The sequence below is a fragment of the Massilia putida genome, from assembly GCF_001941825.1.
In the GTDB taxonomy this organism is placed as follows: Bacteria; Pseudomonadota; Gammaproteobacteria; order Burkholderiales; family Burkholderiaceae_D; genus Telluria; species Telluria putida.
The window spans coordinates 2,722,622-2,745,449 of the sequence record NZ_CP019038.1 but is presented as its reverse complement, the minus strand read 5'-3'; the positions used below and the strand labels follow the sequence as shown (position 1 = coordinate 2,745,449).

Annotated in this window: 24 protein-coding genes; 18 read left to right on the top strand and 6 right to left on the bottom strand. The window is 63.5% G+C overall.

Translation table 11 applies throughout. The annotated features are described in order from the left end of the window. Positions 1 to 645 precede the first annotated feature (645 nt). The 8 genes from ltrA (at position 646) to BVG12_RS14425 (ending at position 8,370) form a co-directional block, all read left to right on the top strand. Positions 646 to 2,349, top strand: a complete 1,704-nt coding sequence (gene ltrA, locus BVG12_RS14460; RefSeq protein ID WP_075793001.1) for a group II intron reverse transcriptase/maturase — start codon at positions 646 to 648, stop codon at positions 2,347 to 2,349. Between the two features lie 114 nt (positions 2,350 to 2,463). Continuing rightward, entirely contained in the window at positions 2,464 to 2,919 is a 456-nt protein-coding gene (locus BVG12_RS14455; RefSeq protein WP_075793000.1) for an FKBP-type peptidyl-prolyl cis-trans isomerase, read from the top strand. Positions 2,920 to 2,939: 20 nt separating this feature from the next. Beyond that, positions 2,940 to 3,890 carry a 4-hydroxy-3-methylbut-2-enyl diphosphate reductase gene (ispH, locus tag BVG12_RS14450; protein ID WP_075792999.1) on the top strand — a complete coding sequence of 317 codons (951 nt, stop codon included), beginning with the start codon at positions 2,940 to 2,942 and terminating at the stop codon, positions 3,888 to 3,890. Positions 3,891 to 3,898: 8 nt separating this feature from the next. Continuing rightward, positions 3,899 to 4,441 carry an adenine phosphoribosyltransferase gene (locus BVG12_RS14445; RefSeq protein ID WP_083685058.1) on the top strand — a complete coding sequence of 181 codons (543 nt, stop codon included), beginning with the start codon at positions 3,899 to 3,901 and terminating at the stop codon, positions 4,439 to 4,441. A gap of 289 nt (positions 4,442 to 4,730) precedes the next feature. After that, complete coding sequence (locus tag BVG12_RS14440; RefSeq protein WP_075792998.1) at positions 4,731 to 5,660, top strand: branched-chain amino acid ABC transporter permease; 930 nt, start codon at positions 4,731 to 4,733, stop codon at positions 5,658 to 5,660. A gap of 12 nt (positions 5,661 to 5,672) precedes the next feature. Beyond that, positions 5,673 to 6,884 (top strand): ABC transporter permease subunit, encoded by a 1,212-nt coding sequence (locus BVG12_RS14435; protein ID WP_075792997.1) that lies wholly within the window; start codon positions 5,673 to 5,675, stop codon positions 6,882 to 6,884. Beyond that, the gene (locus BVG12_RS14430; protein ID WP_075792996.1) at positions 6,881 to 7,648 is read left to right on the top strand and encodes an ABC transporter ATP-binding protein; all 768 of its coding nucleotides are present in this window, start codon (positions 6,881 to 6,883) and stop codon (positions 7,646 to 7,648) included. The genes BVG12_RS14435 and BVG12_RS14430 overlap by 4 nt, the downstream gene beginning before the upstream one ends. Further along, complete coding sequence (locus BVG12_RS14425) at positions 7,645 to 8,370, top strand: ABC transporter ATP-binding protein (RefSeq protein WP_075792995.1); 726 nt, start codon at positions 7,645 to 7,647, stop codon at positions 8,368 to 8,370. The genes BVG12_RS14430 and BVG12_RS14425 overlap by 4 nt, the downstream gene beginning before the upstream one ends. 189 nt (positions 8,371 to 8,559) lie before the next feature. Here the strand turns inward: BVG12_RS14425 and phaP are convergent, their stop codons facing one another. After that, the gene (phaP, locus tag BVG12_RS14420; RefSeq protein WP_075792994.1) at positions 8,560 to 9,135 is read right to left on the bottom strand and encodes a TIGR01841 family phasin; all 576 of its coding nucleotides are present in this window, start codon (positions 9,133 to 9,135) and stop codon (positions 8,560 to 8,562) included. Positions 9,136 to 9,485: 350 nt separating this feature from the next. On the opposite strand from phaP, the gene BVG12_RS14415 reads away from it, so the two are divergent. From BVG12_RS14415 to pbpG, 3 genes are all read left to right on the top strand, one after another. Then, on the top strand, positions 9,486 to 10,385 hold the full coding sequence (locus BVG12_RS14415; protein WP_075796371.1) for a DMT family transporter: 900 nt from the start codon (positions 9,486 to 9,488) through the stop codon (positions 10,383 to 10,385). A gap of 9 nt (positions 10,386 to 10,394) precedes the next feature. Further along, positions 10,395 to 11,090, top strand: a complete 696-nt coding sequence (locus tag BVG12_RS14410) for a nitroreductase (RefSeq protein WP_075792993.1) — start codon at positions 10,395 to 10,397, stop codon at positions 11,088 to 11,090. 181 nt (positions 11,091 to 11,271) lie between these two features. Next, positions 11,272 to 12,396, top strand: coding sequence for a D-alanyl-D-alanine endopeptidase (gene pbpG / locus BVG12_RS14405; RefSeq protein ID WP_083685055.1), 1,125 nt, complete (start codon positions 11,272 to 11,274; stop codon positions 12,394 to 12,396). 129 nt (positions 12,397 to 12,525) lie between these two features. Here pbpG and BVG12_RS14400 read toward each other — a convergent pair whose 3' ends face one another. Continuing rightward, positions 12,526 to 13,311 (bottom strand): IclR family transcriptional regulator, encoded by a 786-nt coding sequence (locus BVG12_RS14400; protein WP_075792992.1) that lies wholly within the window; start codon positions 13,309 to 13,311, stop codon positions 12,526 to 12,528. 140 nt (positions 13,312 to 13,451) lie between these two features. Between BVG12_RS14400 and BVG12_RS14395 the strand changes: the two genes are divergently transcribed. The 7 genes from BVG12_RS14395 to BVG12_RS14365 all read left to right on the top strand — a co-directional run bounded on the left by BVG12_RS14395 (position 13,452) and on the right by BVG12_RS14365 (position 19,422). After that, the gene (locus BVG12_RS14395; RefSeq protein ID WP_075792991.1) at positions 13,452 to 13,838 is read left to right on the top strand and encodes a diacylglycerol kinase; all 387 of its coding nucleotides are present in this window, start codon (positions 13,452 to 13,454) and stop codon (positions 13,836 to 13,838) included. Between the two features lie 29 nt (positions 13,839 to 13,867). Next, positions 13,868 to 14,506 carry a peroxiredoxin gene (locus BVG12_RS14390; RefSeq protein WP_075792990.1) on the top strand — a complete coding sequence of 213 codons (639 nt, stop codon included), beginning with the start codon at positions 13,868 to 13,870 and terminating at the stop codon, positions 14,504 to 14,506. 221 nt (positions 14,507 to 14,727) lie between these two features. Further along, positions 14,728 to 15,501, top strand: a complete 774-nt coding sequence (locus BVG12_RS14385; RefSeq protein WP_075792989.1) for a sulfite exporter TauE/SafE family protein — start codon at positions 14,728 to 14,730, stop codon at positions 15,499 to 15,501. A 155-nt stretch (positions 15,502 to 15,656) separates the two neighbouring features. After that, complete coding sequence (gene cysT, locus BVG12_RS14380; RefSeq protein WP_075792988.1) at positions 15,657 to 16,499, top strand: sulfate ABC transporter permease subunit CysT; 843 nt, start codon at positions 15,657 to 15,659, stop codon at positions 16,497 to 16,499. Between the two features lies 1 nt (position 16,500). After that, complete coding sequence (cysW, locus tag BVG12_RS14375; protein WP_075792987.1) at positions 16,501 to 17,418, top strand: sulfate ABC transporter permease subunit CysW; 918 nt, start codon at positions 16,501 to 16,503, stop codon at positions 17,416 to 17,418. Position 17,419: 1 nt separating this feature from the next. Further along, positions 17,420 to 18,493 carry a sulfate/molybdate ABC transporter ATP-binding protein gene (locus BVG12_RS14370; RefSeq protein ID WP_075792986.1) on the top strand — a complete coding sequence of 358 codons (1,074 nt, stop codon included), beginning with the start codon at positions 17,420 to 17,422 and terminating at the stop codon, positions 18,491 to 18,493. Next, on the top strand, positions 18,490 to 19,422 hold the full coding sequence (locus tag BVG12_RS14365) for a CysB family HTH-type transcriptional regulator (RefSeq protein ID WP_075792985.1): 933 nt from the start codon (positions 18,490 to 18,492) through the stop codon (positions 19,420 to 19,422). Before BVG12_RS14370 ends, BVG12_RS14365 begins: the two co-directional genes overlap by 4 nt. A 95-nt stretch (positions 19,423 to 19,517) precedes the next feature. Here the strand turns inward: BVG12_RS14365 and BVG12_RS14360 are convergent, their stop codons facing one another. From BVG12_RS14360 to BVG12_RS14345, 4 genes are all read right to left on the bottom strand, one after another. After that, positions 19,518 to 20,561 (bottom strand): quinone-dependent dihydroorotate dehydrogenase, encoded by a 1,044-nt coding sequence (locus BVG12_RS14360; RefSeq protein WP_075792984.1) that lies wholly within the window; start codon positions 20,559 to 20,561, stop codon positions 19,518 to 19,520. A 67-nt stretch (positions 20,562 to 20,628) separates the two neighbouring features. Further along, entirely contained in the window at positions 20,629 to 21,357 is a 729-nt protein-coding gene (locus BVG12_RS14355) for an arginyltransferase (protein WP_075792983.1), read from the bottom strand. Positions 21,358 to 21,418: 61 nt separating this feature from the next. Beyond that, on the bottom strand, positions 21,419 to 22,141 hold the full coding sequence (gene aat, locus BVG12_RS14350) for a leucyl/phenylalanyl-tRNA--protein transferase (protein WP_075792982.1): 723 nt from the start codon (positions 22,139 to 22,141) through the stop codon (positions 21,419 to 21,421). 10 nt (positions 22,142 to 22,151) lie between these two features. Further along, a complete protein-coding gene (locus BVG12_RS14345; RefSeq protein ID WP_075792981.1) occupies positions 22,152 to 22,736 on the bottom strand; it encodes an NUDIX hydrolase in 585 nt (194 codons plus the stop codon). Positions 22,737 to 22,828 lie beyond the last annotated feature (92 nt).

Genomic DNA, 22,828 nt, shown 5'->3' with positions numbered 1-22,828 from the left:
CCACTTGAACGGGCTGCTCTGGTAACAGATCGGTGCCGAAGCTTCGACGGTAATGTAACCCCGTGAAAACGGTGCCCTCCACGCGAGTGTGAGGGCATGAACTGCCAGCAGCAAGGCGGTCGGGTGCTAGGTGAGGCTGCACGGGTAACGTAATGTGAACTGACGTTGGAACCCTCGTGACTATTGACAGGCCCAAGCTGCTGGCGGCCTGGACCAAAACGGTATGTGGTTGGATGTCTCTGTGCAAACTGGGGACACGTCGTCATAAAACCACCGGGGGATAGTCAGACCCTAAACAGCCATGTGCGGCGCAGTCTGGCCGTGCTGGTACCGCAGGGAACGTGGTAAGCCCGATTCGTCGCCTGCCTCAAAACATCGAGGCAGGCAAGCAACTCGAAGGAAAAACCCGAAGGGGAGCCCTTGGCGGAGCGGGTATGGGAGGATGGAAAAAGCGAAGGCCGGCCTGTAATGGGTCGGATAGGGATTCAAAATTTGTCCCAACGTGAAAGCGTGCAGACTTCCATCAGGTGTAATAGTCGCAAGCGACTACATAGACGATAAGTAGTTCAACAACCCCGAAGGGATGTACTTTCCCTTCGGGGAAAGCTGCGTCCTCGGCGGGCATTATTACGACGAGGTTCAGCAATGAAAGTAATCGAATGCCATGCAATCGATTCTGCGTCCTCGGACGTTCCCATGGACTGGGCCGCCATCGACTGGCGGCGCGTTCAGAAGAACGTAAGAGTCATGCAGATTCGCTTAACGAAGGCAACACAGGAAGGCAATTGGCGCAGGGTCAAATCTCTGCAACGGTGGCTGACCCGCTCGTTCAGTGCGAAAGCGCTGGCAGTTAGACGAGTGACTGAGAATCAAGGCAAGCGTACCGCAGGGGTGGACCAGAAACTGTGGGACACACCAGCGCAAAAGTTCGCCGCAATTGCACAGTTGGAGAAGCGCCGCTATTGGCCCCTGCCACTACGGAGGGTCTATATTCCTAAGGCCAATGGAAAGGAACGCCCACTGGGTATCCCGACCATGAAAGATCGCGCCATGCAAGCTTTGCATCAGCTGGCGCTCGATCCGGTACTGGAAACGGTGAGCGACCCGAACTCTTACGGGTTCCGGAAAAATCGCTCAACGGCGGACGCGATGCTGCAAATCTTTCTCCAGACTTGCCGGAAAACATCGGCGCAATGGGTGCTAGATGCAGACATCGAAGGCTTCTTCGACAATATCAACCACAACTGGTTAATTGATCATGTTCGTATGGACAAGACGATTCTCCGGAAATGGTTGAAATCCGGGGTTATTGACCGGGCGCGATTGTTGCCAACCGAGGAAGGAACCCCGCAGGGTGGCGTTATCAGCCCTGCGTTGGCAAATTGGACGCTAAACGGACTTGAGGAGGAGCTATTTCAGCACCTCGGTTCCAGGTTCGGTAAGAAAAAAGTCGAAAAGCTGAAAGTCGGGGTCATACGATATGCGGACGATTTCGTAGTAACCGGGGCTTCACAAGAGCTACTGGAAACAGAAGTCCGGCCATGGATCGAAGCATTTCTCGCAGCGCGGGGATTGCGACTATCCCAAGCCAAGACCAAAATCGTACACATCGACGAAGGCTTTAACTTCTTAGGGTGGAATTTCCGGAAGTATCAGGGGAAACTGCTCATTAAGCCGAGTAAGAAGAACACAAACGAGTTCTATGAAAAGCTGAGGAAGGTGATCGGCGAACGTCTGATGGTGAAGCAGGAGGATCTAATCCGACTGCTGAACCCGATGTTAAGGGGCTGGGCGCAGTACCACAGTCCCGTCGTTGCCAAGGAAGCCTTCTCACGCATGGACTGGCTGCTGTTTTGGCGGCTCATGCGGTGGGCCAAGCGCAGACACCCAAACAAGAGTGCCAATTGGGTTCGCAAGAAGTATTGGCGGACGGTTGGTGATCGGAAGTGGGTCTTTGCTGTGGACGTTGTCGCAGCTGACGGAAGCAAGGAGGTGATGGAACTGTACTCGCTCGCGGGGACAGCCATCGAACGCCACAAGAAGATCAAAGGAGAGTTCCATCCTTACGATCCGCAATGGGAAAAGTACGGTGAAGATCTGCGTCAGGAGCGCATGTTGAAAAACTTGCGTTACCGGAAGCAGCTCTCAACGTTGTACTTGGAGCAACGCGGCTTGTGTGCGCTGTGTGGATACGAGATGGACATGGAGACCGGATGGCACGACCATCACATAGTCTACCGTGTGGCCGGGGGCAGCGATGCCCTTGGAAATCGCGTATTATTGCACCCAAATTGTCACGCCCAAGTGCACAGCCTTAATCTACAAGTTGTGAAACCGGCTCCTGTATAGGAGCTTTTATTATGCTTGAGCCGTGTGCGGTGAAAGTCGCAAGCACGGTTCTTAGGGGGGAGGGGTTCTGGTAACAGGCCCTTCCTACCCTCCACGTCAACCGAACACGCAACAATGTCCTCCACTAACGCTCCCGTCGTCACCGAATCGTCGTACCTGACCCTGCATTATCGTCTTGCCACCGCCGACGGCACGGACCTCATCACGACCTTCGGCAGCACGCCGGCGACTTTGCTGCTGGGCCAGGGCCAGCTCGCCCCGTTCCTGGAGCAGCGCCTGCTCGGCCTCGCAGAAGGCACGCACACGACGTTCGACCTGACTCCGCTTGATGCGTTCGGCGAGCGCAATCCCGATTTGATCCAGGTCGTAACGAAGAAGACTCTGGACGAGAACTCGGAACCGGACGCCGATTATCAGGTCGGCGACCTCGTCGATTTCCGTGCGCCGGGCGGCGGCCGCTTTGCCGGCGTGCTGCGCGAGATGCGCGCGAACGACGCCGTGTTTGACTTCAACCATCCTCTCGCTGGCCAGCCGCTCAAATTCGAAGTCCAGCTGATTTCCGTGCTCTAACCACAGCCCATCACCGATACATGGAAAACGAGATCCTGTTAGCCCAGCCGCGCGGTTTCTGCGCCGGCGTCGACCGTGCGATCGAGATCGTCGAGCGCGCCCTGCAGCAGTTCGGCGCGCCGATCTACGTGCGCCACGAGATCGTCCACAACGCCTACGTCGTCAACGATCTGCGCAACAAGGGCGCCATCTTCATCGAAGACCTGGACGATGTCCCGGCCGGCAACACGCTCGTGTTTTCCGCGCATGGCGTGTCGAAGGCGGTGCGCGAGGAAGCCGAAGCGCGCGGTCTGAAAGTGTATGACGCGACCTGCCCGCTGGTGACCAAGGTGCACGTGGAAGTGGCCAAGATGCGCAAGCAGGGCGCGGAGATCGTCATGATCGGCCACGCCGGCCACCCGGAAGTCGAGGGCACGATGGGCCAGGCGGAAGAGGGCATGCACCTCGTCGAGACGGTCGAGGACGTCGCGACGCTGAACGTCGCCAACCCGGATCTGCTGGCCTATGTCTCGCAGACCACGCTGTCCGTCGACGACACGCTCGACATCATCGCCGCGCTGAAAGCACGTTTTCCGAACATCATCGAGCCGAAGAAGGGCGACATCTGCTACGCGACGACGAACCGCCAGGAAGCCGTGAAATTCATGGCGCCGCAGGTCGAAGTCGTGATCGTCGTCGGCAGCCCGAACAGCTCGAACTCGAACCGCCTGCGCGAAGTGGCGGAAAAGAAGGGCACGCCGGCCTATATGGTCGACAACGCCGCCGGCATCGACCCGGCCTGGATCGCCGGCAAGAAGCGCATCGGCGTCACGGCCGGCGCGTCGGCGCCGGAAGTGCTCGTGCAGGCTGTGATCGAGCGCCTGAAGGACCTGGGCGCCGCCAGCGTGCGTGCGCTCGAGGGCGTGGAGGAGCACGTCACGTTCCCGCTGCCCAAGGGCCTGGACGGCGGCAAGGCGTCCGCCGCGGCCTGAGCGATCCGATGAACGTATTCGACCTGCGCCCGCGCTCGCCCGCCGATTTCGCTGCCATTCCGTTGGAATTCTTCCAGGACTACCCGGAACCGGGCGTGAATTTCATCGACGTGGGCTGCGTCTTCGACAACCCGCACCACTGGCAGCTGGCCATCGACGCGCTGAACGAGCGCGCGGCCCACCTGGACGTCGACTTCCTCCTCGCGATGGATGCGCGCGGCTTCATGCTCGCGGGCGCGCTCGCGTACCAGCGCGGCATCGGCTTCGCGATGGCGCGCAAGCCGGGCAAGCTGCCGGGCGACGCGATCGGCATCGACTACCGCCGCGAATACGGCAGCGCGACGATCGAGATCCAGCCGGCGCGCATCAAGGGCCGGCGCGTGCTGATCGTGGACGACGTGCTGGCGACCGGCGGCACGATCGAGGCGGCGGCGACCCTGCTGCGCCGCATCGGCAAGGAGGTCGTGGGCGCCGCGGCGCTGTTCGACGTCGCGTTCTTCAAGGACAAGCGCGATCTGACGATGCCGGTCATTACGTTGCGGGACGTATAAAGTTTCTTAACACCGTCATCCCCGCGCAGGCGGGATCGATGCTGAGGTTCCGAAGTCGAGTCTTCAATGACGCCGTATTGTCGTCGACGTACCGAATTCTGTTGTTCAGTATGGGTTCCCGCCTTCGCGGGAAGTCGTTTCCGGCAATGCCGAAAACGACGGGGTTTTCATTTTCCGATGTCAGTTTTTCTAAAACTCGCTATGATGACGCTCGGAATTATGTTGCTTGACTAGCGGCACTCGTACCCCGGGTGCCGTTTTTGTTAGTTCGAAAGGAAACCACACAAGCATGGAAACTTTTGTCCAACAGATCCTGAACGGGCTGGTGCTGGGCAGCATGTATGCGCTCGTCGCGCTCGGCTACACGATGGTCTACGGCGTGCTCAACCTCATCAACTTCGCCCACGGCGACGTGCTGATGATCGGCGCCATGGTCGGCCTGTCGATCCTGAAACTGCTGGACGGTGCCTTTCCCGGCCTGCCCGGCGGCGTGCAGCTGGCCATCGCCATCGCCGGCGCCATCCCCGTCACGATGATCGTGAACGTCCTCATCGAACGCATCGCCTACCGCCGCCTGCGCAACGCGCCGCGCCTCGCGCCGTTGATCACCGCGATCGGCGTGTCGATCCTGCTGCAGACCTTCGCCATGATGATCTGGGGCCGCAGCCCGCTGCCGTTCCCGCAATTGCTGTCGTCCGATCCGGTCAATATCGGCGGCGCCGTGATCTCGCACACCCAGGTGCTGCTGCTCGTGCTGGCGGCCGCCGCGATGGTCGGCCTCGTCGTCCTCGTCGAAAAGACCCGGATGGGCCGCGCGATGCGCGCCGTCGCCGAGAACCCGCGCGTGGCCGGCCTGATGGGCGTCGATTCGAACCGCGTCATCGTCGCCACGTTCGCCATCGGCGCCGCCTTGGCGGCCGTCGCCGGCGTGATGTGGGGCGCGAACTACGCGTCGATCCAGTTCGCGATGGGCACCGTGCCGGGCATGAAGGCATTCTCGGCCGCCGTGCTGGGCGGTATCGGCAATATCTATGGCGCCATGATCGGCGGGATCGTCCTCGGCATCATCGAAAGCCTGGGGGCCGGCTACATCGGCGACCTGACCGGCGGCTTCCTCGGCAGCCACTATCAGGACATCTTCGCGTTCATCGTGCTGATCCTCGTGCTGACCGTGCGTCCGTCCGGCATCATGGGCGAGCGCGTGGCCGACCGCGCGTAAGGAGAACGGAACATGGCTCTCCTGACCTTCGACACCGCGCACAAACCCCGCCAGTCCTACGCCAGCATGGCCGTGCTGCTGGCCGTGATGCTGGTCTTCCCGTTCGTGGCCGCGCAGTTCGGCAACTCGTGGGTGCGCATCATCGACATGGCGCTCTTGTACATCATGCTGGCGCTCGGGCTGAACATCGTGGTCGGCTTCGCCGGCCTGCTGGACCTGGGCTATATTGCATTCTTCGCCGTCGGCGCGTATTTGACCGGCCTGCTGGCGTCGCCGCAGTTCGCGGCGCTGCTGGAATCCGTCGTGAACTACCACCCCGAGCTGCAGGACGCCATCGTGCGCACCTTTGGCGAAGACGTGCGCACGAACGGCATCCACTTGTCCGTCTGGTTCATCGTCCCGCTGGCGGGGCTCGTGGCCGCGCTGTTCGGCGCGCTGCTGGGGGCGCCGACGCTGAAGTTGCGCGGCGACTATCTCGCCATCGTGACGCTCGGCTTCGGCGAGATCATCCGGATCTTCATGAACAACCTGAACGATCCGATCAATGTCACCAACGGCCCGCAAGGCATCAACCTGATCGATCCGATCCGGATCTTCGGCGTGTCGCTGGCGGGCGAAGCGGGCTCGCGCGCGACGGTGTATATCGGCGGGTTCGGCATGCCGTCCGTGAATGCCTACTACTTCCTGTTCCTGCTGCTGTGCATCGTGACGATCTTCATGACGAGCCGCCTGCAGCATTCGCGCCTGGGCCGCGCCTGGGTCGCGATCCGCGAGGACGAGATCGCCGCGAAGGCAATGGGCATCAACACGCGCAACGTGAAACTGCTCGCGTTCTCGATGGGCGCGTCGTTCGGCGGCGTGGCGGGCGCCATGTTCGCCGCGTTCCAGGGTTTCGTGTCGCCGGAATCGTTCGCGCTGACGGAATCCATCGCCGTGCTGGCGATGGTCGTGCTGGGCGGCATTGGCCACATTCCCGGCGTCGTGATGGGCGGCGTGCTGCTGGCCGCGCTGCCGGAAGTGCTGCGCCACGTCGTCGAACCGGCGCAGCAGGCACTGTTCGGCAAGGTCCTCATCGAGGCCGAGGTGCTGCGCCAGCTGCTGTACGGCCTGGCGATGGTCTTTATCATGCTGAACCGTCCGGCCGGCCTGTGGCCGTCGCCCGTGAAGGAAGACCGCCCGGCGGCGGCGATCGCCAAAGAGGAAAAGGAAGAGAACGAGGCATGAGCGAGATTCTCCTGAATATCTCCGGCGTCAATAAACGCTTCGGCGGCCTGCAGGCTCTGACGGACGTCGGCATCAAGATCGCCAAGGGCCAGATCTACGGCCTGATCGGCCCGAACGGCGCCGGCAAGACCACTTTTTTCAACGTGATCACGGGCTTGTACCAGCCGGACACGGGCACGTTCGAGCTGGATGGCAAGCCGTATTCGCCGTCGGCCCCGCACGCCGTCGCCAAGGCCGGCATCGCGCGCACGTTCCAGAACATCCGCCTGTTCGGCGAAATGTCCGCGCTGGAAAACGTGATGGTCGGGCGTCACGTGCGCACGCGCCAGGGCGTGTTCGGCGCGATCTTCCGCCACGGGGCCGCACGCCGTGAAGAGGCGGCGATCCGCGCCCGCGCGCAGGAGTTGCTGGACTTCGTCGGTATCGGGCAGTTCGGCCAGCGCACGGCACGCTATCTGTCGTACGGCGACCAGCGCCGCCTGGAGATCGCACGCGCGCTCGCGACGGAACCGAAGCTGCTCGCGCTGGACGAGCCCGCGGCCGGCATGAATGCGACGGAAAAGGTGGCGCTGCGCGAACTGCTGGTCAAGATCCAGGACGCGGGCATCACGATCCTGCTGATCGAACACGACGTGAAACTCATGATGGGGCTGTGCGACCGCATTTCGGTGCTGGAATACGGCAAGCTGATCGCGGAAGGGCTGCCGGCCGAGATCCAGAAGAATCCTGCCGTCATCGAAGCCTATCTCGGAGGTGCCGCTTGAAGCCCGATAACGTTCTCAAGATTGCCGGCCTGAAGGTGGCGTACGGCGGCATCAAGGCCGTCAAGGGCGTCGACCTGGAAGTCAACCGCGGCGAACTCGTCACGCTGATCGGCGCCAACGGCGCGGGCAAGACGACGACCCTGAAGGCCATTACCGGCACGCTGCCGCCGTGCAAGGTCGAAGGCACGATCGCCTATCTCGGCCAGCCTTTGACCCCCAATAAATCGTTCAAGCTCGTCGAGCAGAAGCTGGCCATGGTGCCGGAAGGCCGCGGCGTGTTCACGCGCATGACCATCCATGAAAACCTGTTGATGGGCGCCTACACGCGCAACGACAAGGCCGGCATCGATGCCGACATCGAGAAGTGGTACACCGTGTTCCCGCGCCTGAAGGAACGCTCGGGCCAGCTGGCCGGCACGCTGTCCGGCGGCGAGCAGCAGATGCTGGCGATGGCGCGCGCGCTGATGTGCCATCCGACCCTGTTGCTGCTGGACGAGCCGTCGATGGGCCTGGCGCCGATCATGGTCGAGAAGATCTTCGAGGTGATCCGCGACGTGTCGAAGCAGGGCATCACGATCCTGCTCGTGGAACAGAACGCGAAGCTGGCGCTGCAGGCGGCGCACCGCGCTTACGTGATGGAATCCGGCGCGATCACGATGACGGGCAATGCGCAGGACATGCTGAATGATCCGCGCGTGCAGGCGGCGTACTTGGGGGAATGATGTAACGTCATTCCCGCGCAAGCGGGAATCCATGCTGAGCGTCCTGGTCAGTTCAGTATGGGTTCCCGCCAAGGGGGGCGCCTAGCCCGGGAACGACGTATTGGGCGCAACTAAAACGAACGGCCCGGAACCGCTTGCGCGGTCCGGGCCGTTTGGCTTCCGTTGGAGGGGGAAGCCGCGCGGTGAAGCTTAGGCAGCAGCGGCCGAGTTGGCGGCAGCGCCAGCCTTGCGGGTGGCTTGCGTGAACTGCGACACGGCGGCGTTCAGGTTCGACTCGATCGCCTCGACGGCCTGCTTGGTCGTCTTGGTGAACTGTTCGTAGCCGGCGTTGGCGTTGCTGATGGCGGTTTTCAGGGCCGAGACATAGGTCTCCGAACCGGCCGGGGCGTTCTTGGTCACTTCGTCGACCAGCGAGATCACCTTGCGGTTGACTTCGGCGAACTGGCTTTCGGCGGCTTTCGAGAACTCGGCGCCGGTGTCGGCAGCGATCGAGGCCACCTGGCGGCTGTAGGCCAGGGCCTTTTCAGCAGCCGGCTGGGCTTGCGAAGCCGACACGGTGAAGAATTCCTGGGCATCCTTGACAGCCAGCAGCTGACGCGTGGTTGCCGACGATTCCTCGAGTGCGGCCTTGACGGTGTTGATGTTCAGGTCCACCAGCTTCTCCACGCCTTCAAAGGTCTTGGAGGTCAGGGCCGAAAACAGGGCGAACTGGGATTCGAGGTTGGCTTTGGTCGCGTTCGAAAACTGCTCAGGGAATGCAAACATATGGTTCTCCAGTAATGGATCGTTATGTGAACTTTGCTTTAGAGGTGCCTTGGGACACCTGCTTTGGGACCAGTGAAGCGGTGTTACAGAGAAAAACTCAGGGGACTACTTAATAAAGATTCGGCGATTGTGCGCCGCAACATGAAGCCATTTTTCACGTTTTCCGATTATGCGTCAAGCACTTTTGATGCGTCGCACAATTGAACCGCAATCTCTTGAGTAAGATCAACGAAAACAAACGTTTGCGCGGTTTTTGTTTGCGCCGTTACAACACTTTAGTGCTTTGCAGCAAGCGCCGATGGCACCATGCGCCCATGCTAGACTTGGCCTCCAATCATTTCTTTTTGACGATGTCTCATACGACCGCAAACACGGCCATCCGGCACGCGCGCCGGCTGTCCCCGATACCGCTGTTCTTTGTCTTTCTCTGGAGCACAGGTTTCATCGCCGCGAAATACGGGTTGCCGTATGCGCCCCCGCTGTCCTTCCTGATCCTGCGCTGCTTCGGCGCCGTGCTGGTCCTGCTGCCGGTCGTGCTGGTGACGGGCGCCGCGTGGCCGCGCGGGCGGGTGGGGCACGTGGCGCTGGCCGGGCTGCTGCTGCAGGCCGGGTACCTGGGCGGCGTGTGGTGTGCCATCAAGCTCGGCATGCCGGCCGGATTGTCCGCGCTGATCGTAGGCATGCAGCCCATCCTGACGGCCATCGCCGCGCCGCTGATCGGGGAACAGGTCCGGCCGCGTCAATGGCTGGGGCTGGTGCTGGGCTTGTGCGGCGTCGGCCTCGTCGTGGCGGCCAAGATCCACTTGAACGGCCTGGCGCCGGCGGCGATCGCGTTGTGCGTGCTGGCCCTGTTGTCGATCACGGCCGGCACGCTGTACCAGAAACGTTTCTGTCCGCAATTCGACCTGCGCACCGGCACCGTGATCCAATACGTGACGACGGCGCTGGTCCTGCTGCCGTTCGCCGTACTGTTGGAGGGCTTCGGGCCGCGCATGGACGCCGTCCACTGGACGCCGCAGTTCGTGGGCGCGCTGCTGTGGTCGATACTGGCGCTGTCGATCGGCGCCATCTTCCTGCTGTTTAACCTCATCCGCCGCAGCGACGCGACCCGCGTGACGAGCCTGTTGTACCTGACGCCGCCCACTACCGCCTTGATGGCCTGGCTGATGTTCGGCGAGAAGCTCAGTGTTCTCGGCCTGGCCGGCATGGTGGTCGCGGTGCTGGGCGTCGCATTTGTCGTCAAAAAATAAGGAGACCGAATGATCAGTACCGAACAACAACGCATCGTGGACGCCGCCATCACGTCGCGGCGCTCGATCCGTGCCTTTTTGCCGACGCCGGTCGCGCGCGAGGACGTGGAAGCCATCCTGGAAGTGGCGGCACGCGCGCCGTCCGGCACGAACACGCAGCCGTGGAAAGTCCACGTGCTGACGGGCGCCGCGAAGGAGCGCCTGAGCGACCGCATCCTGGCCGCGTACGCCGACCCGGCCGAGTCGCGCACGCACGTCGAGGAATACGCCTACTATCCGCGCGAGTGGGTGTCGCCCTTCGTCGACCGGCGCCGCAAGGTCGGCTGGGATCTGTATGCGCTGTTGGGCCTCACGCGCGACAACAAGGCCGGCATGGCGGCCCAGCATGGCCGCAACTACCGCTTCTTCGATGCGCCCGTCGGCATGATCTTCACGATCGACCGCGTCATGGAGCAGGGCTCCTGGCTCGACTATGGCATGTTCCTGCAGAACATCATGGTCGCCGCGCGCGGGCGCGGTCTCGACACCTGTCCGCAGGCCGCGTTCACGCAGTTCCACCGCATCATCGCCGACGAGCTTGGACTGCCCGAGAACGAGATGATCGTGTGCGGCATGGCGCTCGGCTACGCCGATCCGGACAAGGTCGAAAACACGCTCGTTACGGAACGCGAACCGGTGTCCGCGTTTGCACGCTTCATCGAGTAACACACGTGAGCAGTTGTCGGCAAGCTATTGAAAAATCAAGAGATTTCTACAACGCATAACTTTTTTCAGTGTAGAAAAAAGCGGGCGCAGGTGGTACATTCGCGTGGTGCGCACTTGCACTCCAATCGTCTTCCGCTACACTGCATTTAGTGCTCTTCAGTTCGCGTTCAAGGATTTTCAGATGCTTAAGCTCGCGTTGGCAGCCGCCATTTCCATGATGTTGGTGCTCGAACCCGCCGCAGCCGCGACCAAGCACAAGGGACACGCGGCTGCCGCCAAGCGGGTCAGGGTCAAGCGCACCGACCTGGCCAAGGTCATCGCGGACGACAACCGCGAGCGCATGGTGCGCCGGATCGAGATGGTGCACGGCAAGCGCCGCGTCGTGTACCAGCGCTTCCGCCGCGCCGCGCCGGCCGTCGCCATGCTCAGCGCCGGCGACATCGCCGGCCTGAACCACACGCACGACCCGCTCGACCTGCGTTCCAACGTCGCGTACGTGATGGACCAGACGAGTTCGGAAGTGTTGTTCGAAAAGAATGCCGCCGTCGCGCTGCCCATCGCTTCCATCACGAAGCTGATGACGGGCCTGCTCGTCGTCGAAGCCCAGCAAGACCTGAACGAGGTGTTGACGATCACCGAGGCCGACGTCGACCGCCACAAATTCACCAGCTCGCGTTTGCCCGTCGGTGCCCGCATGACGCGCGGCAATCTGCTGCACATTGCACTGATGAGTTCGGAGAACCGCGCCGCCGCCGCGCTGGGTCGCAATTATCCGGGCGGTATCACCGCCTTCGTCGAGGCGATGAACGCCAAGGCGCGCGAACTCGGCATGAACGATACGCATTATGTGGATTCGAGCGGCCTGTCGAGCCAGAACGTGTCGAGCGCGCGCGACCTGGCCAAGCTCGTCAAGGTGGCGCACCAGGAACCGCTGCTGCGCCAGTACACGACCGATCCGAACTATGTTGTCGAAGCGAGCGGCCGCGCGCTGCAGTACCACAACACCAACTACCTCGTCGCCTCGCCCGACTGGAACATCGGCCTGCAGAAGACGGGCTTCATCAACGAAGCGGGGCGCTGCCTCGTGATGCAGGCCATGATCCAGGGCCGCAACGTGATCATGGTGTTCCTCGATTCGAAGGGCAAGCAATCGCGCACGGCCGACGCCGGCCGTATGCGCCGCTGGCTCGAAGCGCTCAAGCCGGCCGGCATCCCGGCGACGGCTGCGGCCGGCGTGCCGGTGACCGTGTCGGCGACGGTGCCGGCGACGGTGTCTTCCGCCGCGACGGCGCCGGTGGTCCAGTAATCTTCAACGCGTCATTGCGGCGAAAGCGGGAATAGTGCCCCGGCACTATTCCCTCCATGCCGCGCCATACTTTACGCGGGTATGGATTCCCGCCCGCGCAGGAATGACGGTATCAGGGTGTGCCCGGCGTCAGCTCGGCGCGCCGGCCCGGTGTCCCAGCGTCGCGGAAATCTGCGCCGCCGTGTTCACCAGGTCTTCCAGCCATTCGTCCTGCAGACGGTCCGCCGGGGCCGAGATCGACAGGCCCGCGACCAGCTTGCCGCTGTCGTCGTGGATGCCGGCCGCCATGCAGCGCACGCCCAGTTCCAGCTCCTCGTTGTCGCGCGCATAGCCGCGTGCGCGCACGAGCGACAGTTCGCGTTCCAGGCGCGTCAGGTCCGTGATCGAGTTCTTGTTGTGGCCGGCGAGACCCGTGCGCGTGGCGTAGGCGCGGATCGCTTTCGGCTCGTCGATCGACAGGAACAGCTTGCCGGTCGACGTCAGGTGCAGGGGACCGCGGCCGCCGATCGCGCGCACGACCTGCATGCCGGAGCGCTCGGAGAAGGCGCGGTCGATGTAGACGATCTCGTCGCCCTGGCGGACCGACAGGTTGACCGTCTGCTTGGTCTTGTTGTGCAGCGCCCGCATCAGGTCGACGGCGGCCTCGCGCACGGACAATCGGCTCTTGACCACGTTGCCCAGTTCGAGCAGGCGCATGCCGAGTCGGTAGGTACCCGGCTCCACGCGGTCGACGAAACGTGTCACGACCATGTCGTTCAGGATGCGGTGCGCCGTCGACGGGTGCAGGCCCGAGATCTTCGATAACTCTTTGAGGCTGACGGGATCGGGATAACTGGCCAGCACGTCGAGCAGCGCCACCATGCGCTCGATCACCTGGATGGAAGTCTTGGCCGGTTCTGGGGTTTCCATTTTCATGATGTGGTTGGTGCGGTGCGGTATATTTCTCTACTTTATACCATAATGTGAAAAGAATTGGTAATCCTGTCAGTTTGGTGTTGCGCGGGGGCGGAGCTGTGTGGGCATAATGGCGCTTCTGTACAGATTGACGAAAATACATGGATCAACCAAGTAGCGAGTTCAAGAGCAAGGGCGGACTACGCCGTATCGTGGGCGCTTTCCGCTATTCGATCGAGGGTTTCCGGGCGGCGTGGCAGCACGAACATGCGTTCCGCCAGGAGGTGATGGTGGCCGTGCCGGCGACGGTCGTCGCGCTGCTGCTGAAGATCTCCGCGTTCGAGAAACTGGCGCTGATCGTCGTGCTGGCTCTTGTGCTGCTCGTGGAATTGATCAACGCGGCCATCGAGGCCGTCGTCGACCGCGTATCGCTGGAGCGCCATCCGCTGTCCAAGGCCGCCAAGGACCTGGGCAGCGCGGCAGTGGCGCTGGCGATCGCGATCGCGGCCGCCACCTGGGCCGTCGTCCTGTACAACCGCTTTTTTTGAAGTATCCCTCTCAACCAAAGGAGAACATGATGACTTTACGTTTGGGCGACACGGCGCCGGACTTCGAACAGGATTCCAGCATCGGCCGTATCCGCTTCTACGACTGGGCGGGCGATTCGTGGGTGGTGCTGTTCTCGCACCCGGCCGACTTCACGCCGGTGTGCACGACCGAACTGGGCCTGACGGCAAAACTCAAACCCGAATTCGACAAGCGCAACGTCAAGGCGATCGCGCTGTCCGTCGACCCGGCCGAGCAGCACAAGGCATGGATCAAGGACATCGAGGAAACCCAGCAGACCGTCGTCGGCTTCCCGATCATTGCCGATGCCGACAAATCGGTCTCGCAGCTGTACGACATGATCCACCCGAACCAGTCGGCGACGGCGACCGTGCGTTCGCTGTTCGTGATCGATCCGGCCAAGAAAGTGCGCCTGATCATCACCTACCCGATGAGCACCGGCCGCAACTTCGACGAGGTGCTGCGCGTGATCGACGCCCTGCAACTGACGGACGGCTACACTGTGGCGACGCCGGGCAATTGGAAGGATGGCGATGACGTGATCATCCCGCTGACCGTTCAGGATCCGGAACAGCTGAAGCAGAAATATCCGAAGGGCTTCACTGCGCCGAAGCCGTATCTGCGCCTGACGCCGCAGCCCAATAAGTAAGCGCGTAGCGCATTATTATTGGCAGGATGGGCATGGGGGCCGGGGGCCTCGAATGAACGTGCCCACGCCTAACGCCGGCGTATGCCAAAGTCCGCGTGGGCCCGCAGAGCCCACCCTGCGTTGTTCCGCGATCACGCACCGGCCGCATAAGCAAATAAGGAACGTGTTGTTTGTTTTACGGCTGAGGACCGTTACCCTTGGGGCCAACCTGGGGGTAAAGTATGTCCATTCAATTCGTTTTGTCGGGATTCGCCGTCGGCCTGCTGGTCGGCATGACTGGCGTTGGCGGTGGCTCACTGATGACGCCGCTCCTGACGCTGTTGTTCGGCGTCACGCCATCCGTCGCCGTCGGCACCGACCTCGCCTTCGCCTCGATCACGAAGAGCGCGGGTACCGTCACCCACCGCTCGCGCGGCACCGTCCACTGGGATATCGTCGGCCGCCTGTGCCTCGGCGCACTGCCGGCCGCGCTCGTCGCCACCCTGGCGCTGCAGTATTTCGGTCCGCTCAATGCCGCGATCGGCAAGGTGATCCGCTATTCGATCGCCGTCTCCGTGCTGCTGACCGTCGTGGCCATCCTGTTCCGCGGCAAGATGCTCGCCTGGGTCAACGCCAGCCCGTCGCGCCAGCTGCAGGGCCGGGGCCTGACCATTGCCACGGTCGCGTCCGGCGCGCTGCTGGGCACGCTCGTGACGATCTCGTCGATCGGCGCAGGCGCCATCGGCGCGACCCTGCTCGTCATGCTGTACCCGCGCCTGACGCCGGCCGAGGTGGCCGGCACCGACATCGCCTATGCCGTACCCCTGACCGCCATCGCCGCGGTCGGCCACTGGTGGCTGGGGTCGATCAACTGGATGTTGCTGATGACGCTGCTGGTCGGCTCCGTGCCCGGGATCACCCTCGGCTCCTGGGCGGCCCGGGCCGTGCCGGAAAAAATATTACGGGGCGTGCTGGCGATGACGCTGGCAGGAGTGGCGGTCAAGCTGCTCCACTGAGCTGAACCGATGAAAGGCGCCGCAAGGCGCCTTTCCTGCTTTTTGGGTCTGCTAATACGGGAATCTTCTATGCAAATGAGGAATGCTTCGTTTGCAATATGTCATTCTGATGAGATTATTTCGATCCGTTAGAAGAAATTGTAATAAGGCGTACGATGACCACTTTACTGTCGCGCAGCAGCGCCAACCGGGTGATACCCGGCTTCGGGCTCTCGCTCGGGTTCACGATTTTCTATCTGGCGCTGCTGGTGCTGATCCCGCTGTCGGCGATCTTCCTCAAGACGTTCACGATGAGCTGGGATGCGTTCGTCAGCGCCGTCTCGTCGCCGCGCGTGATGGCGTCGTACCGGCTGAGCTTCGGCGCCGCGCTCATCGGCGCCGCCATCAACGTCGTGTTTGGCGGCATCGTCGCGTGGGTGCTCGTGCGCTACCAGTTCCCCGGCAAACGCTTCGTCGACGCCCTGGTCGACCTGCCGTTCGCGCTGCCGACGGCCGTCGCCGGCATCACGCTGACGGCGCTGTATTCGTCCAACGGCTGGATCGGCCAGTACCTGGAGAAAGCCGGCATCAAGGTCGCGTTCACGCCGCTGGGCGTCGTCATCGCGCTCACCTTCATCGGCCTGCCGTTCGTCGTGCGCACGGTGCAGCCGGTGCTGGAAGACGCGGAACGCGAGCTGGAAGAGGCGGCCGCGAGCCTGGGCGCCAGCCCGTGGCAGACGTTCACCCGCGTGATCCTGCCGAGCGTCGTGCCCGCGCTGATGACGGGCTTTGCCCTCGCGTTCGCGCGCGCCACCGGCGAATACGGTTCCGTCATCTTCATCGCCGGCAACATGCCGATGGTGTCCGAGATCACGCCGCTGTTCATCATCACCAAGCTGGAGCAGTACGACTACACGGGCGCCACGGCCATCGCCGTCGTGATGCTGGTCGCCTCGTTCGCGCTTCTGCTGGCCATCAACCTGCTGCAGGCCTGGGCGCGCAAGCGCGCGGGGAAGTGACATGAGTGCCGTCCTCGACAATCACCTGAAAGACAAGGCTGCCGTGGTCGCCAATGCGCCGCGCAAGGCCACCAACACGCTGGAGCCGGGCTGGGTGCGCTACGCATTGATCTTTGTGGCGCTGGTCTTCCTCACGCTGTTCCTGTTCGTGCCGCTCGTGGCCGTGTTCACCGAAGCGCTCAAGAAGGGCTGGGACACGTACAAGGAAGCCGTCCTCGATCCGGACGCGCTGTCGGCCATCCGGCTGACGTTCACCGCCGCCGGCATCGCCGTGCCGCTGAACCTCGTGTTCGGCGTGGCCGCCGCGTGGACCATCGCCAAGTTCGACTTCCCCGGCAAGAGCATCCTGCTGTCGCTGATCGACCTGCCGTTCTCGGTGTCGCCCGTGATCGCGGGCCTGATCTACGTGCTGCTGTTCGGGTCGCAGGGATGGTTCGGCCCGTGGCTGATGGACCACGACATCAAGATCCTGTTCGCCGTGCCCGGCATCGTGCTCGCGACGATCTTCGTCACGTTCCCGTTCGTCGCGCGCGAACTGATCCCGCTGATGCAGGCGCAGGGCAGCGAAGAGGAAGAGGCAGCCCTCGTGCTGGGCGCGTCCGGCTGGAAGACCTTCTTCAAGGTCACGCTCCCGAACATCAAGTGGGGCCTGCTGTACGGCGTGATCCTGTGTAATGCCCGTGCGATGGGCGAGTTCGGCGCGGTGTCCGTCGTCTCCGGCCACATCCGCGGCGAGACGAACACGATGCCGCTGCAGGTCGAGATCCTCTACAACGAATACAACTTCATGGCCGCGTTCGCGATCGCGTCGCTGCTGGCCCTGCTGGCCCTCGTGACCTTGGCGGTGAAAACCTTTATCGAATGGCGCATGCACCAGGCCCAGAAGGCCAGCGTGCAGGACCACACCACGGAGCAATGACATGACGATCGAAGTCCAACATATCCGCAAGCAGTTCGGCCAGTTCACGGCCCTGGACGACGTGTCGCTGAAGTTTGCCGACGGCGAGCTGACGGCGCTGCTGGGCCCGTCCGGCTGCGGCAAGACGACCCTCTTGCGCATCATCGCCGGCCTCGAGTTCCCCGACGCGGGCCGCGTGCTGCTCGATGGCGACGACGCCTCGGCACGCCACGTGCGCGAGCGCCAGGTCGGCTTCGTGTTCCAGCACTACGCGCTGTTCAAGCACATGACCGTCTTCGAGAACGTCGCGTTCGGCCTGCGTGTGAAACCGCGCCGCGAGCGCCCGTCGGAAGCGCAGATCCGCGAGAAGGTCAAGAAGCTGCTGGAGCTCGTGCAGCTGGACTGGATCGCCGACCGCTATCCGCCGCAGCTGTCCGGCGGCCAGCGCCAGCGCATCGCGCTCGCGCGCGCCCTCGCCGTGGAGCCGCGCGTACTGCTGCTGGACGAGCCGTTCGGCGCACTCGACGCCAAGGTGCGGAAAGAACTGCGCCGCTGGCTGCGCCAGCTGCACGACGAACTGCACGTGACGTCGATCTTCGTCACGCACGACCAGGAAGAGGCGCTCGAAGTGGCGGACCAGATCGTCCTGATGAACAAGGGGCACGTCGAGCAGCTGGGCACGCCGAGCGACGTCTACAACCACCCGGCCTCGCCGTTCGTCTACGGCTTCCTGGGCAACGTCAACCTGTTCCACGGCCGCGTGAACGACGGCGTGCTGGCCAGCGGCGACGCCACGTTCCACGCGCCGCAGTACGCGGACGTCAAGAACGGGGAAGGCATCGCCTACGTCCGTCCGCACGACCTCGACGTCGAGCGCTATGTGGCGGGAGGCGAGGGCGTCGCCGTCAAACTGCGCCGCGCGCACGCGATCGGCCCGCTGGCCCAGCTGGACCTGGAGCGCGCCGACAATGCCCAGATCATCGAGGCCGTCATCCCCAACGAGCGCTACCGCGAACTGGGACTGCGCGACGGCGAGACGCTGCTGGTGAAACCCAAGCGCATGCACGTATTTGTTGATCAGGGAGCGGACATATGAATTTCCAGCAGTTGCGTTCGGTGCGCGAAGCCGCGCGCCGCAATTTCAATCTGACCGACGTGGCCAATGCCTTGTTCACGTCGCAGCCGGGCGTGTCGCGCCAGATCCGCGAACTGGAGGACGAGCTGGGCGTGGTGATCTTCGAGCGCAACGGCAAGCGCCTGACCGGGCTCACCGATCCCGGCAAGGGCATCCTGAAAATCATCGAGCGCCTGCTCGTGGAGGCCGAGAACCTGCAGCAGGCCAGCAGCGAATACGCCGCGCAGGACAGCGGCACGCTCACCGTCGCCGTCACCCACACGCAGGCGCGCTACGCGCTGCCGCAGGTCGTGCAGGCGTTCCGCACGGCCTTCCCGAACGTGCGCATCGCCCTGCAGCAGAGCGCGCCGGAACACATCGCCGAATGGGTGCTGTCGGGCCGCGCCGACATCGGCATCGCGACCGAGGGCCTGTCGACGTTCCCCGACCTCGTGTCGTTCCCGTGCTATCGCTGGAGCCACCTCGTCGTCGTGCCGGATGGCCATCCGCTGCTGCAGCAGTCGCCGATCAAGCTGTCGGACCTCGCCGAATTCCCGCTGATCACGTACGACGTCGGTTTTACGGGCCGCAGCCACATCGATGCCGCGTTCGCCGCCGCGGGCGTGAGCCCGGACATCATGCTGACGGCGATGGATTCGGACGTCATCAAGCAGTATGTGTCGCTGGGGATGGGCGTGGGCATCGTCGCCTCGATGGCGTTCGACCACGGCCGCGACCGCGGGCTGCGCGCGATCGAATCGTCGCACCTGTTCGCGCCGAACGTGACGCGTCTTGCGGTGCGCCGCGGTGCGTACCTGCGCGCGTATGCCTACGACTTCATCGAGCGCTTCGCGCAGGGATTTACCAAGACGGATATCGAGAAGGCGCTGCATCCGGTGGCGGCGGAGTAGGCGTCCCGGCTACGTAAACCAACGCCATACTTGGGGATAGCGCCGGGGGCGCTATCCCGCCTCCGCGGGGACGACGTGCATGAGCAAACGCTCTTTCAGCGCTGCCCACGCAGCGCGTCCGCGCACTCGCGCACGAGCGCGGGCCCGCGGTAGATCAGGCCGCTGTACAGCTGCACGAGCTGGGCGCCCGCATCGATCTTGGCCTTCGCATCGCGTCCGCTCAGGATGCCGCCCACGCCGATGATCGGCACGGCGTCGCCGACTTCGGCCTTGAGCGCACGGATCACGATGTTCGACTGTTCGAACACGGGCGCGCCCGACAGGCCACCCTGTTCGGCCGCGTGGCGCATGCCTTCCACGTCGCGGCGGGCCAAGGTCGTGTTGGTGGCGATCACGCCGTCGATGCCATGGCGGACGAGGGCGCCGCCGATGTTGCGGATCTGGTCGCCATCGACGTCCGGCGCGATCTTCAGCGCCAGCGGCACGTAGTGGCCGTATTTGTCGGCCAGGCGCGACTGTTCTTCCTTCAGCTGCGACAGCAGGGCATCCAGTTCGGACGCACCCTGCAGCTGGCGCAGGTTCTTCGTATTCGGCGACGAAATATTGACGGTGACGTAGCTGGCGTACGGGTACACCTTGCGCAGGCAGGCCAGGTAATCGTCGGCGGCGCGTTCGATGGGCGTGTCGGCGTTCTTGCCGATGTTCAGGCCCAGCACGCCCTGGCGTTCCTGGTAGAAGCGCGAGGCCTGGACGTTGGCGACGAAGGCGTCGACGCCGCCGTTGTTGAACCCCATGCGGTTGATGATGCCGCGCGCGGCCGGCAGGCGGAACATGCGCGGGCGCGGGTTGCCCGGCTGGGCGCGCGGGGTCACGGTGCCGATCTCGATGGAGCCGAAGCCGAGGGCGGCCAGGCCGTCGATGTACGCGCCGTCCTTGTCCAGACCGGCGGCCAGGCCGACCGGGTTCGGGAACGTGATGCCCATGACCGTGCGCGGATCCGGCTTCGGCTTCCTGACGATGCCCGTCAGGCCCAGGGCCGCCGCGCGGCGCAGGGCGGGCAGGGTGACGTTGTGGGCCGTTTCGGGATCGAGGGAGAAGAGCAGGGGACGGGCGAGGGCGTACAGGAGTTTGTCGGACATGGTGGCCTAATCGAGAATTCGCGACATTTTACCTTGTGTGGAAGCAACGCCGCACTTTCTCCGCCCATCAACGGTCCAGCACACCCCACACGCCGTCAATACGAGCTTCCAGCGGCCTGAAATTGATCTTGTACGCCATTTTCGGACTCTGTTCGATCCAGTAGCCCAGGTAGACGTAGGGCAGCCCCAGCTCGCGCGCCTGGCCGATCTGCCACATCACGTTGTACGTGCCGAACGAGGCGCCCGGCACGTCGGGGTCGAAGAACGTGTAGACGGACGAGAGGCCGTCCGACAGCACGTCGATGATCGAGACCATGCGCAGCAGCCCGTCCGGCTCGCGGAATTCCACGAGGCGCGTGTTGACGCGGCTCTGCAGCAGGAATTGCGCGTACTGGTCGCGGCTGTCCTGGTCCATGCCGCCGCCCACGTGGCGCGTGGTCTGGTAGCGCAGGTACAGCGCATAGTGCTCGTCGGAGAACGACAGGTTGGCGACCATGGCCGTCAGGTCGTCGTGGCGCTTCCAGGCGCGCCGCTGGCTGCGGTTGGGCGTGAAGCGCTCGGCGGCCACGCGCACGGGGATGCAGGCCCGGCAGCCGTCGCAATACGGGCGGTACGTGAAGATGCCGCTGCGGCGGAAGCCGTTGCGCACGAGTTCCGAATACACGTCCGCATTGATCAGGTGCGACGGGGTGGCGACCTGCGAACGGGCCTGGCGTGCGTCGAGGTAGCTGCAAGGATACGGTGCCGTGGTATAGAACTGCAGCGTGGAAAATGGCAGATCATTCAGGTGCGTCATGCAAAGCTCTCGGAACGACGTGTGTGGAACCCATTGTAGCCAAAGACGGCGCCGCGCACCGTTAGGTGGTCAACGGTGACGCGACTTCCCACCGTTCGATGGGCGGTTCCTGGATCGCGCAGCGCAAGTGCTGCAGGAATTCCCGGCGCGGGATCGGGACGGCGCCCAGCGAGGCCAGGTGGCCCGTCTCCTGCTGGCAGTCGATCATCGTCACGCCGTGGCTGCGCAAGAAGGCGACCAGGTAGGCCAGCGCCGCTTTAGAGGCGTCCGGCACGCGCGCGAACATCGATTCGCCATAGAACATGCGGCCGATGCACACGCCATAAGCGCCTCCCACCAGCTCGCCGTCCAGCCACACCTCGGACGAGTGCGCGTACCCCATGCGGAACAGGCCCGTGTAGCCGGCGATGATGTCTTCCGAGATCCACGTGCCCGGCCCGTCCTTGCGGGGCGCGGCGCAGGCGCGCATCACGGCCTCGAAGGCGCCGTCGAAGCGCACGACCCACGGCCCGCCCGCCTGGCGGCTGCGCTCGATCTTGCGCAAGGTTTTTTTGAGGCTGTCGCTGATCTTGAAGCGGTCGGTGTACAGCACCATGCGCGGATCGGTGCTCCACCAGAGGATCGGCTGGCCTTCGGAAAACCACGGGAAGATGCCGTTCCGGTATGCCTGCAGCAGGCGCTGCGGCGAGAGGTCCGCCCCGGCCGCGAGCAGGCCCGGAGCGTCGGTCGTCAACGCTTCGGACACGTCGGGGAACGGCGTATGGGCCTCGAGCCAGGGAATCATGGTCAGGCGGTCAGTCGGGTTGGACGGGCGGGCGCATCGGTCCCGTGATGTCGTGCGTGTGGAATCCGTAGGTGCCGCGGCCTTCGCGCATCTTCGCACGGTCGGCGAAGAACAGTTCGAGCGTCGTGCGGATGGTGGGGAAGGCCAGGTCGCTCCAGGGGATCTCGTTTTCGCTGAACAATTGCACGTCCAGGCTTTCGATGCCCGGCGCGAAATCGAGGTCGACGAGGCGCGCCAGATAAAACATATGGACCTGGTGCACGTGCACGACGTTCAGCAAGGTGAACAGATTGCCCAGCTCGACGTTGGCGCCGGCTTCCTCCTCGGTCTCGCGCAAGGCGGCGGCGCTCGTGGTCTCGCCGTTTTCCATGAAACCGGCCGGCAGCGTCCAGTAGCCGTAGCGCGGCTCGATGGCGCGCTTGCACAGCAGGACCTTGAGTTCGCCGTCCTGTTCCCACACGGGGATCGAGCCGATCACCATCTTCGGGTTCTGGTAATGGATGGTGCCGCAATTGGTGCACACGAAACGCGGACGGTTGTCCCCTTCGGGGATGGCCACCGTGAGCGGGTGGGCGCACTCGGAGCAGAATTTCATAGGAAACGGATGAATTGAATTGCCTTTACTTTACCATTGTATCGGCCCCCTTGTGCCGCAATCCGCCTGCGATTCGCACGGCGCGAAAGGCA